The sequence below is a fragment of the Variovorax sp. UC74_104 genome, assembly GCF_044055375.1.
In the GTDB taxonomy this organism is placed as follows: Bacteria; Pseudomonadota; Gammaproteobacteria; order Burkholderiales; family Burkholderiaceae_C; genus Variovorax.
Window position 1 is genome coordinate 70,008 of record NZ_CP171979.1, and the last position, 12,211, is coordinate 82,218.

The 12,211-nt window shown below is 70.1% G+C and carries 10 protein-coding genes and 2 pseudogenes; 8 read left to right on the top strand and 4 right to left on the bottom strand.

Going from position 1 to position 12,211, the window contains the following annotated elements; translation table 11 throughout:
• Positions 1-4: 4 nt before the first annotated feature.
• The 7 genes and pseudogenes from ACHMXA_RS30960 to ACHMXA_RS30990 all read left to right on the top strand — a co-directional run bounded on the left by ACHMXA_RS30960 (position 5) and on the right by ACHMXA_RS30990 (position 6,796).
• Positions 5-1,105 (top strand): ABC transporter substrate-binding protein, encoded by a 1,101-nt coding sequence (locus ACHMXA_RS30960; RefSeq protein ID WP_395322096.1) that lies wholly within the window; start codon positions 5-7, stop codon positions 1,103-1,105.
• Between the two features lie 158 nt (positions 1,106-1,263).
• Entirely contained in the window at positions 1,264-2,247 is a 984-nt protein-coding gene (locus ACHMXA_RS30965) for an AraC family transcriptional regulator (protein ID WP_395322098.1), read from the top strand.
• A 54-nt stretch (positions 2,248-2,301) separates the two neighbouring features.
• Complete coding sequence (locus ACHMXA_RS30970; RefSeq protein WP_395322100.1) at positions 2,302-2,886, top strand: carboxymuconolactone decarboxylase family protein; 585 nt, start codon at positions 2,302-2,304, stop codon at positions 2,884-2,886.
• Entirely contained in the window at positions 2,876-3,955 is a 1,080-nt protein-coding gene (locus ACHMXA_RS30975; RefSeq protein WP_395322102.1) for an acyl-CoA dehydrogenase family protein, read from the top strand. Before ACHMXA_RS30970 ends, ACHMXA_RS30975 begins: the two co-directional genes overlap by 11 nt.
• Positions 3,952-4,776: an ABC transporter ATP-binding protein gene (locus ACHMXA_RS30980; protein WP_395322104.1), complete on the top strand. Its 825-nt coding sequence runs from the start codon at positions 3,952-3,954 to the stop codon at positions 4,774-4,776. Before ACHMXA_RS30975 ends, ACHMXA_RS30980 begins: the two co-directional genes overlap by 4 nt.
• Before the next feature lie 11 nt (positions 4,777-4,787).
• A pseudogene (locus ACHMXA_RS30985) lies at positions 4,788-6,045 on the top strand (ABC transporter substrate-binding protein).
• 1 nt (position 6,046) lies between these two features.
• Positions 6,047-6,796, top strand: coding sequence for an ABC transporter permease (locus ACHMXA_RS30990; protein ID WP_395322106.1), 750 nt, complete (start codon positions 6,047-6,049; stop codon positions 6,794-6,796).
• A 36-nt stretch (positions 6,797-6,832) separates the two neighbouring features.
• On the opposite strand, the gene ACHMXA_RS30995 is transcribed toward ACHMXA_RS30990, so the two are convergent.
• From ACHMXA_RS30995 to ACHMXA_RS31010, 4 genes and pseudogenes are all read right to left on the bottom strand, one after another.
• Positions 6,833-9,151, bottom strand: a complete 2,319-nt coding sequence (locus ACHMXA_RS30995; RefSeq protein WP_395322108.1) for a molybdopterin guanine dinucleotide-containing S/N-oxide reductase — start codon at positions 9,149-9,151, stop codon at positions 6,833-6,835.
• 3 nt (positions 9,152-9,154) lie between these two features.
• Positions 9,155-10,162, bottom strand: coding sequence for an NrtA/SsuA/CpmA family ABC transporter substrate-binding protein (locus ACHMXA_RS31000; RefSeq protein ID WP_395322110.1), 1,008 nt, complete (start codon positions 10,160-10,162; stop codon positions 9,155-9,157).
• A 49-nt stretch (positions 10,163-10,211) separates the two neighbouring features.
• Positions 10,212-10,956 (bottom strand): annotated as a pseudogene (locus ACHMXA_RS31005) (ABC transporter ATP-binding protein).
• On the bottom strand, positions 10,953-11,825 hold the full coding sequence (locus ACHMXA_RS31010; RefSeq protein ID WP_395322112.1) for an ABC transporter permease subunit: 873 nt from the start codon (positions 11,823-11,825) through the stop codon (positions 10,953-10,955). The pseudogene ACHMXA_RS31005 and the gene ACHMXA_RS31010 overlap by 4 nt, the downstream one beginning before the upstream one ends.
• Positions 11,826-12,062: 237 nt before the next feature.
• On the opposite strand from ACHMXA_RS31010, the gene ACHMXA_RS31015 reads away from it, so the two are divergent.
• A complete protein-coding gene (locus ACHMXA_RS31015; RefSeq protein ID WP_395322114.1) occupies positions 12,063-12,191 on the top strand; it encodes a hypothetical protein in 129 nt (42 codons plus the stop codon).
• The last annotated feature ends 20 nt before the right edge of the window (positions 12,192-12,211 follow it).

Here is a 12,211-nt window from a genome sequence, read left to right on the forward strand (position 1 = left end):
CCGCATGAAGCAGAGAAAAAGAAGTCCTCGTCCGCTGCAGGCCCTGGCCGCGCTCGCGATCGTGCTGGGCAGCGCCTGTGGCGTCGGTCCGGCCTGGAGCCAGTCGAACGAAGTCGTCACGCAGGACCCCGGCGGCACCTACGGCGAGAACCTGCGCCGGCTGGTGTACGACCCGTTCACCAAGGAAACCGGCATCAAGGTGCTGACGGTGCAGGAAGCCCGCGGCGGCCCGCGCGTCAAGGCGCAGGTGGAGGCGAAGCGCACCGAGTGGGACCTGAGCTTCATCTTCGACCAGGAAGTCCGCCTGCTCGATCCCTACCTTGCCGAGATCGACTACAAGAAGCTGTCGCCGGAGGCGCAGAAGACCGTCGCCTCGCTGCCGAAGGAGGCCGTGCGGCCCAAGGGCGTGGCGCTGCAGGTGATCGGCGTGGCGCTGGTCTACAACAAGGAAGCCTTCCCGTCTAAGAAGTATCCGAAGACCTGGGCCGACTTCTGGAACGTGAAGGACTTCCCGGGCAAGCGCTGCCTGCCGCAGTGGTCGCGCTTCGTGTTCGAGTCGGCGCTGCTGGCCGACGGCGTGCCGGCCGACAAGATCTACCCGGTGGACTTCGAGCGCGCACTGCGCAAGATCGCCGAGATCAAGCCGCACGTGGTCAAGTGGTGGCTGACCAACTCGCAGGCACCGCAACTGCTGCTGGACGGCGAGGCCTCGGCCTGCCTCTCGTACACCGGCCCGGTCGCCCGCCTGAAGAAGGAAGACGCCAACGCGCCGCTGGAGCTGACCTGGGACCAGGCCTTCACCTACTACGACTTCTTCTCGGTCCCGAAGGACGCGCCGCATTACGACGCCGCGCTCAAGCTGCTGTCGTTCCGCCTCGATGCGCAGCGCGCGGCACGCCTGGCCGAAGCCACCAGCGTCGCGCTGCCGTCGCCGCGCGTGTATGCCGCGGCAGATCCGAAGCTGCGCGACTACTGGACCAACAGCCCCGAGGTGGAGAAGAAGGCGATCAAGTGGAACGCCGACTTCTGGGGTGCCAAGGCACCGGACGGCACAACTAACGAGGAGTACGCCCAGCAGAAGCTCAACCAGCTGCTGGCACGCTGAGCGGCGCGGCCTCCCTGGCTGGCCCCGACGATCGCTCTGCGGGCGGCCCGGGCAGGGGCAGACTGTTTCAGCCGGCCGGCGTGACCGCCGCCGCTGCATAAGCTCACGTCGAATCGTTCTTTTGTTCCATGCGGGCGCTCGGCCAAACTCGGGCCCCTATGTCTTTTGTACGACAGCGCCACGCACCGGACGCCCCGATCGAGCCCGCCTTAGATGCCCAGGCCGACCGCGTCGTCGATTGGCTGCTGGGCAGTCTCGAGTGGGATGCCACGCTGTTCCATGTCGGCCAGTACTGCGGCCGCTGGCGCGCCTCCACGGCGGGCCGGGCGCGGGCCAGCTTCCACCTGATCCTGGAAGGGCGCTGCTGGCTGCACATGCCGGGGCGCGCCTCGGTGCAGCTCGCGCCGCGCGACGGTGTCTTCCTGATGCGCGACGTGCCGCACTTCCTCTCGCCCTATGCCGACCCCGGCATCGACTGCGCGCCGCGCGCCATGCAGCCGCTGTCGACGACGCCCGCTATCGGCGAGACCGGCCTGGCCTGCGGCTTCTTCTCCTTCGACGGCCCGTTCCGCGATGTCGTCGCCAATGCCTTCCCCGACTGCCTGGTCCTGCGCGCGGACGACCTCGCCATGGCCTCTGCCGCCACGCTGTTCGACCTGATGCGCAGCGAGGCGCAGCGCGCCGGCACCGAGCCCTCGGTGGCGATGGACCGGCTCGCCGGGCTGCTTTTCTTCTACGGCCTGCGGCACGCCGCGCACAGCGAGCTACATGCGCATGGCTTCTGGACGCTGCTGCGCAAGCGCGGCTTCGCCCAGCTGCTGGCCGACATCCTCCAGTCGCCCGGACAAGACTGGAGCGTGGCCGAGATGGCGCGACGCGTGCATCTCTCACGCACCGCGTTCTTCCGGCAGTTCGGCGAGGCCTGCGACCAGGCGCCGCTGCAGTTCCTGCTCGCATTGCGCATGCAGCTCGCGGCGAGGCGCATGGCCCAGGGCGAATCCATCGCGCAGGCCGCGCAGGCCGTGGGCTATGCGTCGTACGCCGCCTTCTCGCGTGCCTTCAAGCGCGTGATGGGCGAGCAGCCGGGTGCCTGGCAGCGCGCACGGACGAACCGGCATAGATCAGAGACGCCCGGTCATTGATGCGCAGGGGCGGCGCCTGAAGAATCGGCGCATCGCCTCGAATCCGACAAAGCCATGACACGCCTGACCCTCCACACCGAAGCCTCCGCGCCCGAGGCCAGCCGCGCGCTGGTGCAACGCGCCATCGCCAACAACGGCTTCCTGCCGAACCTGATCGGCATCCTCGCCAACTCGCCGCAGGCGCTTGAAACCTACCTGGGCGTGGCGAAGACAACGGCCAGCGGCGAGCTCACGCTGGCCGAGCGCGAGGCGCTGCAGATCACCGCCGCGCGCATCCACGGCTGCGACTTCTGCGTGGCCGGGCACACCGCGGCGGCACTCAAGCAGGCCAAGCTGCCCGTGGCGGCGGTGGCTGCGCTGCAGCAGGGCCATGACAGCGGCGAGGCCCGGCTCGACGCCGTGCGCGCCTTCACCGAGGCGGTGATCGCCACGCGCGGCAAGGTGTCCGACGAATCGCTCGCCGCATTCCGCAACGCCGGCTTCTCCGAACGCCAGGCACTGGAAGTGGTGCTCGGCGTGAGCCTGGCCACGCTGTGCAACTTCGCCAACAGCCTGGCCGGCAGCCCGGTCAATCCGCAGCTGCAGCCCTACCTGCCGGACCACCTGCAGCGCGACGGCGCGCCCGCCCATGCTGGCTGAGGCCGAGTCGCGCTGGCTCGACGCGAATGCCGAGGCACTCGATGCCGACGGCGCGCTCGCGCCGGAAGTGGTGCCGCGCCTGGCCGCCGCCGGCCTCTTCAGGCTGGGCGTGCCGAGGGCGCTCGGCGGCCTTGGAGGCGACGTGCGCGACGCCGTCGAGGCCATTGCCGAAGTGGCCGGGCATTCGCTCGCTGCCGCCTTCACCTTCTGGGGCCAGCGCGCCTTCATCGAATACCTGCTGCAGTCGCCCAACGAAGGCCTGCGCGAACGCTGGCTCGCTGCCTTGCTCGACGGCTCGCAGGCCGGCGCGACGGGTTTGTCGAACGCCATGAAGTTCCTGGGCGGCATCGAGTCGCTGCAGATCACGGCCACGCCCGAAGGCGACGGCTGGCGCCTCGACGGCACGGTGCCGTGGTGCACCAACCTGCGTCCGCAGGGCTTTGCGGCGGCGGTGGCGGTGCAGCGCACCGGCGGCGGCGCGCCGCTGGTAGCGGTGCTGAAGGCAGGGCAGCCGGGCGTGGAGCGCAGCGCCGACCTGGACCTGATTGCGCTGCGCGGCAGCAACACCGCCTCGCTGCGCATCGAGGGTGCGTGGCTCGAGGCCGCCGATGTCATCCACGAGGAGGCCAACCGCTTCCTGCCAGCCGTGCGGCCCGACTTCCTGGGCCTGCAATGCGGGCTGTCGATCGGGCTGGCACGCGCCGCGCTCGACACGGCCGCACAGCGTGGCAGCGCCGGCCGCTCGGTGCTCGACGCTCCGATCGCCGCGCAGCGCGAAGCGCTGGCCTCGGTCGTCAACGGGCTCTACCAGGGCCTGTCCGATGGCCGCTTCCGCACGCGGCCCGAGGCGCTGTTCCGCGCACGGCTCGCGCTGGCCGACATCGCGCAGGCCGCGGTGCAGCTCGAACTGCAGGCCAGCGGCGGACGCGGCTACCACCGCGACCAGCCGCTGACCTTCGCGCGGCGCTGGCGCGAGGCCGCCTTCATCCCCATCGTGACGCCCAGCGTGACGCAGCTGCAGGGCGAACTGGCGAAGCGCGCGGCTCAGCAGGCCGCTGCAACGCCGTGAGCGAGGCCCGGCCGGCGCAGGCGGTGCTCGAGGCCCGCGATCTTTCCTTCGGCTATGCGCGAGGGCGCGCGGTGTTCCAGAACGTGTCGCTCGACGTCGCGCCGCGCGAGATCGTCTGCCTGCTCGGCGGCAGCGGTTGCGGCAAGTCGACGCTGCTGCGCACGCTGGCCCATCTGGAGGCACCGGCCGCGGGCCGTGCGAGCGGGCAGATCCGCTTTCTCGGCGAGCCGCTCGCCTCACCGCACCCGCGCGCGGCAATGGTGTTCCAGCAGCCCGGACTGCTGCCCTGGCTCGATGCAGCGCGCAACGTCGGCTTCGGGCTGGGCTTCGCGCGGCAACCGCGGCTGGAGCGCGCGCGGCGCGAGCAGCGCGTGCAGGAAGCGCTCGCGGCTGTGGGCCTGGCGGGGCAGGGCGGCCTCTATCCGTCGCAGCTGTCGGGCGGCATGGCGCAGCGCGTCGCGCTGGCGCGGGCGCTCGCGCGGGAGCCGGTGCTGCTGCTGGCGGACGAGCCTTTCTCCGCGCTCGATGCCATCACCCGCGCCGAGATGCAGGACCTGCTGGTCGAGCTCGTGCACCGCTGGCAGACCGCCGCGCTGCTGGTGACGCACGACATCGACGAAGCCATCCTCGTGGGCGACCGCATCCTGCTGATGGGCGGCGCGCCGGGACGCATCGTGCGCGAATGGCGCGTGCCGGCCGAGCGGCCGCGCACCGCCGACGCGGCCGCCTTCACCGCGCTGCGGCTGGACATCCTCGCGGCCCTGCACAGGCGCGCGCGGGGCCGGCACGGCACCGGCAGCCCCTGTCGTCTCTTCACCTGAAAGCCTTTCGCATGACTGATTCATCGTCCTTCATCGACGCCCTTCGCCGCCGAGCGCACATCTGCGCCTCGCCGGCCTGCGACTGCGGTCTCACGCGGCGCGACATGCTGCGCCTGTCGGCGCTGACCGGCGCCGCCGTGGCCGCGCCCTTCCTGTCCGCCGGCGATGCGATGGCCCAGGGCTTCAAGGGCGACGACCAGCCCGTGAAGATCGGCTACCTGCCCATCACCGACGCCACGCCGCTGCTGATCGCGCATGCGCGCGGCCTGTTCGACAAGGAAGGCCTGCGCGCGGAAACGCCGCGCATGTTCCGCTCGTGGGCGCAGATCGTCGAGGCCTTCGTGTCGGGGCAGGTCAACGTGATCCACCTGCTCACGCCGGCCACGCTCTGGGTGCGCTACGGCTCGAAGTTCCCCCGCGAAGATCGCGGCGTGGAACCACATCAACGGCTCCGCGCTCACGGTGCTGCCCGAGATCGGCAGGATCCAGGACCTGGGCGGCAGGACGGTGGCCGTGCCTTTCTGGTATTCGATCCACAACGTGCTGCTGCAGGACCTGCTGCGCGCCGAGGGGCTGACGGCGGTGACGCGCGGGGCGAACGGCAGCATCGGAGCGAAGGAGGTCAACCTCGTGGTGCTGGCGCCGGCCGAGATGGTGTCGGCACTCGCGGGCAAGTCGATCGCCGGCTTCATCGTCGCCGAGCCCTTCAACGCGGCGGCGGAGATCGCCGGGGTGGGCAAGGTGCTGCGCTTCTCGGGCGACGTCTGGAAGGACCACGCCTGCTGCGTCACCTTCCTGGCCGAGCGCGACATCGCCGAGAAGCCCGAGTGGTCGCAGCGCGTGACCAATGCCATCGTGAAGGCGCAGCTGTGGACGCGCGACAACCGGCTCGACGCGGCGCGCCTGCTGTCGAACGCGGGCGAGCGCCGCTACACGCCGCATCCGCCGCAGACGCTGGCCAAGGTGCTGGCCGCGACCGACTACGCGAGCTACGAGGCCAGCGGCGTGGTTCGCCACAAGGGCTGGACCCAGCGGCGCATCGACTTCCAGCCGTACCCCTTCGCCTCTTACACCGAGCAGCTGGTGCGCGCGGTCCAGGGCACGAAGGTGGAGGGCGACAACGCCTTCCTGCGCGCGCTCGACGCGAAGTTCGTCGCGCGCGACCTGGTCGACGACCGCTTCGTGCGCAAGGCCATCGAGAGCGTGGGCGGACCACAGGTGTTCGGCGTGGCGGCGGACTACACCCGCCGCGAAACCATTGCGGTCTGAGGTGCGCCGCCGCTGGGGATTGCCGCTTGCCGGCATCGCGCTGGTGCTGGCGCTGTGGTGGGCGGGCAGCGCGCTGCTGGTGCAGCGCACGCCGGTGGCCGCCGCCTTCGCGCCCTGGCCCTCGCTGGTGGCGCTTACGCACCTGGTCTCCGGTGCCGACATCTGGCACCACGCGCTGCTGAGCCTGCAGCGCGTGGCGGTGGGGCTGCTGCTCGCCATCGCGTGCGGCGTGCCGCTGGGCGTGCTCGCCGGCCTGTCGCGAGGCTTCTCGCAGGCCACCACGCCGGTGTTCCAGTTCCTGCGGATGATCTCGCCGTTGTCGTGGATGCCGATCGCGGTGATGGTGCTCGGCGTGGGCGATCTTCCGGTGTACTTCCTGCTCGCCTTCGCTGCGGTGTGGCCGGTCATGCTCAACACCGCGGCCGGCGTGGCGCAGATCGACCCGCACTGGCTGATGCTCGCGCGGGGCCTCTCGGCCACGCGGCGCGAGACGGTGCTGCACGTGATCCTGCCGGGCATCACCGCGCACATCCTCACGGGTGTGCGGCTGGCCATCGGCATCATCTGGATCGTGCTGGTGCCTGCCGAGATGCTGGGCGTGTCCGCCGGCCTCGGCTACTTCGTGCTGGACACCCGCGACCGGCTCGCCTATTCCGAGCTGATGGCGGTCATCGTGCTGATCGGGGCCTTCGGCTTCGCGCTGGACTGCATCGCGCGGTGGCTGCACGCGCACTGGCTTCACGCGCGCTAAGTGCGCGGCTGGGCCGGGCGCTGTGCATGCTCCGCCCTAGGCCACGGCCTCGCTGCCGAGCGCGACGAACTCGGGCGACTCGAATGCCGTGATCGGCGGCAGCGGCCCGGTCCACAGCGCGATCTCCACCTGCGCGCTTTGCGCCGTGCAACCCTGGGCCAGCCGGGAACTGCCGACGTCCGGCGTCACCACGTTCGGATTGCCGTGCTTCTCCAGGGTGCCCGGCTTGCGCGCATCGAGCGGGTCGTACCAGGCTCCTGTCGCGATCTGTGCAACACCGGGTCGCACGCCGTCGGACAGCACCGCTGCGGCGAGGAACTCTCCCAGCGCATTGAAGACTCGCACCACGTCGCCGTCGCGGATGCCGCGATGATGGGCGTCCTGCGAATTCAGCGTGATCGGCTCGCGCCCCGCGATCTTCGATGCGCGGCTGACGCTGCCGTGGTCGTACTGGCTGTGCAGCCGCGTCGCGGGCTGGTTCGACAGCAGATGAATCGGCCAAGCCGAGGGTTCCGGTTCGAACCAATGGGCGTGTCCCGGGCAGTCGTCGTAGCCGAAGCTCGCGATGCGTTCGGAGTGAAGCTCGATCCGCCCAGAGGGCGTCGGCAGCGGATGAGCCACGGGGTCGGCCCGAAAGCGCGAGAGCAGCACGGTCGGCGTCGAGGCCGCCGCCGTCTTCGCCCGGGAGACGTCGAAGTGCCCGGCCTTCCAGAAGTCGTCGAAGGCGGGCAGGGCAATGCCCTCGGCTTCGGCGCGTGGGCGCGACGCCTCGTAGAGGTGGCGCAGCCACTGTCGCGCATCGCGGCCCTCGGTGTAGGCCGGCGCGATTCCCAGGCGCCCGGCGAGCTGGGTGAAGATGGCGTAGTCGTCACGCGCCTCGCCCACCGGCGCGATGGCCGCGCGCATCGCGATCATGAAGCGCTCGCTGCCCGCGCTGCCGATGTCGTCGCGTTCCAGCGTCGTGGTGGCGGGCAGCACGATGTCGGAGTACTTCGCCTGCGCCGTCCAGTACTGCTCGTGCGTGACGATGGTTTCGGGGCGTTGCCACGCCGCGATGGTGCGGTTGAGGTCCTGGTGGTGATGGAACACGTTGCCGCCGGCCCAGTGCACGAGGCGGATGTCCGGGTAGCGGTGCCGTCCGCCGTTGTATTCGAAGGGCTCACCGGGATGCAGCAGCATGTCGGCGATGCGCGCCACCGGAATGAAGTCGACCACGGCATTGGTGCCCTGCGGCAGGCGCGCGCCCGAGAAGCTGCCGTGCCCGCTGCCGATGTAGTTCATGGAGCCGTAGCCCAGGCCGAAGCCGCCGCCCGGCAGCCCGATCTGCCCGAGCAGGGCGGCGAGCGTGACGGTCATCCAGAAAGGCTGCTCGCCATGCCGTGCGCGCTGCAGCGAATAGGTGCAATTCACCAGCGTGCGGTGCGCGGCCATGCGCCGTGCGAGCGCTGCGATGGTCCCGGCCGCGATGCCGGTGCGCTCCGCCGCCCAGTCCGGCGTCTTGGGCACGCCGTCGGACTTGCCCGCGATGTAGTCGCGCACCTGGTCGAAGCCCACGGCGTGGCTCCTGCAGAAGGCCTCGTCGTGCAGCCGCTCGTCGATCAGCACGAAGGCAAGGCCCAGCATCAGTGCCGTGTCGGTTCCCGGGCGTACCGGCAGCCATTCGGCTGCGGGCACCGCGTCGAGATCACCGCGCATGGGGCTGATGTTGACGAAGGTGGTGCGCCCCGCGGCCGCCATGCGCCGGACCGCTGGCTCCACGCCATGGTCGCTCGCGCCGCCGGGGCTCACCTGCGTATTGCGCAGCGGGAGTCCGCCGAACGCGACAAAGAGCTCGCAGTGCTGCTCCAGCGCTTCCCACGAGGTATGGTTCTGCAGCAGCGCGTCCATGCCGTCGACGATATGTGGCATCAGCACGCGGCCTGCGCCCAGGCTGTAGCTGTCCTTGCTGTAGACGTAGCCGCCGAAGGCATTGAGGAAGCGGTGCAGCTGGCTTTGCGCGTGGTGGAAGCGCCCTGCGCTCGACCAGCCGTAGCTGCCGCCGAAGATGGCCCGGTTGCCGTGCGTCTGCTTCACCCGGTGCAGTTCTTCCGCCACAAGGTCGAGCGCCTCGTCCCACGGCACATCGACGAAAGGCTCCAGCCCCCGCTGGCGGCCGCTGCCGTGCCGCGTGGCCTGGTTCAGGAAGCCGCGGCGGATGGCTGGCCGCCGCACCCGGGTGGGCGAATCGACGGCACCGGCCATCGACTGGCCGATCGCCGACGGGGCGGCATCCCATTCGGCCGGCTGCATGCCGGCAAGCCGGCCGTTCTCGACGAGCGGGCGGTAGACACCCCAATGCGTGGAGGTCAGCGACATGCGTCAGATGCGCGCCAGGTAGTCCGTGACCTTCGCTTTCTGCGGCAGGATCTTGCGCTCCGACAACCAGTCGGCCGCCTTCTGGAATTCCTGGAGGAACTTCGCGTCATCCACGCCATGCACGCTCCAGCGGCGCTTGAGCTTGATCTGCGAGTCGCGCACCGCGTCGCTGTAGCCGGCATCCTGCTGGGTCAGGGTCTCCGCCTCCACGGGGTGCTCGCTGATCCACCGGGCTTCGGCGGCATAGGCCGTATTCACCGCGCGCACGATGGCCGAGTTCTCCTCGGCGAACTTGCGGTGCGTGACGTAGGAGTTGAAGTCGATCAGGAAGTCGAGGTCGCGGCCCTCGAAGAAGATGTCGTGCGCCTTGTATTCGCTGCGCGCGATGTCCACGCCCGGGCTCCACATCGACCAGGCGTCGATCTTTCCCTGCGCGAAGGCCGGGCCGGCGTCCGGCGGATTGAGGTAGACGAACTTGACCTTGCTGCGATCGATGTTGTGCTTCTCGAGCGCCGCCACCAGCAGGAATTCGCCCAGGCCCGAACGGTTCACCGCCACCGACTTGCCCACGAGGTCCTGCACCTTGTCGATGCCCGAGCCGTCCTTGGCGATGATGGCCGTGCTGCGCGGCTCGACGATGGCGAACTGCGTGAACACCAGCGGCGAGCCCGCGAGCATGGCCGCCAGCGCGGGCGTGGTGCTGCCGCCGAAGCCGAAGTCGGCGCTGCCGCCGGTCACGGCCTGCAGCGACGGCGCATGGTTGGGAAAGGGCCCGATCCATTGCACCTTGATGCCGTCCCTGGCGAGCAGCTTCTCGAATTCGCCTCGATTCCTGGCGAGCGAAGGAAGGCCGCCGCGGCCCCAGGTGAGGCGCACGGTGTCGGTGTTGCGCGTGGGCTTGGCCGTGCCGGCGGTTTGCGCCTGGGCCAGGCCCGAGGCGAGGGCGTCGGCGCCGACGAAGGCGGTTTGCAGGAAACTGCGGCGCGAGGCCGTGGAAAACGATGAGGTCATTGAAGAAGAAGTGCCCAACGGCGAAGACAGAAAACGGAGAAAAGAAGAGTCAGGCGTCGGCGCTCTCGGAAGCCACGCCCAACTCGGCGAGCAGGGCTTCGCGCAGCGCTGACGCGTCGGGATGCGTTCGCCTGGCATTGGCGTGCGGCGACACCGCGTATTCGCTCGCGATGGCGCCGTCGCGCATCACGAGCACCCGGTCAGCCAGCGCGATGGCTTCGTCGACGTCGTGCGTCACCAGCAGCACGCCGGGGCGGTGACGCTGCACCAGTTCCTTCACGAGGCCGTGCATGCGGATGCGGGTGAGCGCGTCGAGCGCGGCGAAGGGTTCGTCGAGCAGCAGCAGCCGGGGTTCGCGCACCAGCGCGCGCGCCAGGGCGACGCGTTGCGCCTGCCCGCCGGAGAGATTGCGCGGCCAGTCCTCGAGGCGGTCGCCCAGCCCGACCTCGGCCAGCGCGGCCTGTGCCAACGCCTTTCCGGTGGTCTCGTCGAGGCCCAGCGACACATTGCGCCAGAGCGAATCCCACGGCAGCAGCCGGTGTTCCTGGAAGACCACCGCCGGCTGGCGCGGGACCGTCGATGCGGCCGCCGTCGATGGCGTCGAGTCCTGCCAGCGCGCGCAGCAGCGTGGTCTTGCCGCAGCCGCTTTCGCCGAGCAGCGCCACGAATTCGCCGCGGCCGATGCGCAGGTCGAGCCCGCCAATCACCGTGCGCTCGCCATAGCGGCGCTGCAGGCCGTGGACGACGACGGCGGGAGCCTCGTCCTGCGGTGTCCGTTGCCGCTCCCCGCTCATCGGCTGCCTCCGGCCGTCGCGTAGTTGGGATGCCAGGCGAGCAGCCGGCGCTCGAGCAGCCGTGCCACCGCGTCGGAGGCCACGCCGATGGTCGCGTAGACAACGATGGTCAGCACGATCACGTCGGTGCGCAGGAATTCGCGCGCATCCATCGCGAGGTAGCCGATGCCCGAGCTGGTGGCGATGGTCTCGGCGATCACCAGCGCCAGCCATGCCACGGCGAGCGCATAGCGCACGCCCGCCAGGATCGAGGGCAGGGCGCCCGGCAGCACGATGCGGCGGATCAGGGTCGCATTGCCCAGCCCGGTCACGCGGCCGAGCTCCAGCAGCTTGGGGTCCACCTGGCGGATGCCCAGCACGGTGTTGATGTAGATCGGGAACATCACGCCCAGCGACACCAGGAAGATCTTGCCGCCTTCGTCCACGCCGAACCACACGATCACCAGCGGCAGCATCGCCAGGAACGGAATGGCCCGGACCATCTGGATGCTGCGGTCGAACAGCGCCTCGGCCAACCGCGAGAAACCCACCACGGTGCCGAGCGCGAAGCCGATGGAGCCGCCGATCAGGAAACCGGTGGCCGCCCGCAGCAGGCTCGTGCCCATGTCGCTGATCAGCCGGCCTTCCTGGATCAGCCGCCAGGCCGTGGCGGCCACCTTGCTGGGTGCGGGCAGCACATGGATCGAGAGATAACCCGCACGCGCCGCCAGCTCCCAGACCACGAGCACGAAGGCGGGCACCAGCCAGGAGATCAGCAGCAGCCGGTTGCGCGAGAGCGGGCGCCGCGCGGGTTTCCTTGGCGCGGCGCGGTCGGGCCCGGTGGCGCCGGCGGCCGCCGGCAGGGGGAGGTTGTCGAAGACGTGGGACATTGAGGCGAGGCTTTCCATGGGAGTCCCAGTCGGTCGGGATGGCGCGCAGGCTATCGCGCCGCCGGGCGGATCCCAAAGAACAAAAACGGATCAGCGTATGCGGATTACGTGCTTCGCTTCTCGCGCCGATGCCTGAAGAATGGCTGCTCTTGCCTTCGAGGTGAGTGTCTCCTCGTCGTATCGAAAGCGACGTTCAGCGGGCCCCACGGGGTCCGTTTTTTTGCACACAGGCGCGTCATGAACACACGCTTCTCCCGCCGTCGCCTCGCCGGTGCGACGCTGGCCGGTGCCCGGATCTCCCCGCTGCTCGCGTCCGGGATCGACGTCGACAACCGGGTGACCCAGGCCGCCGGCATCACCGCCTGAGCACGCCCTCGGAAAGATCG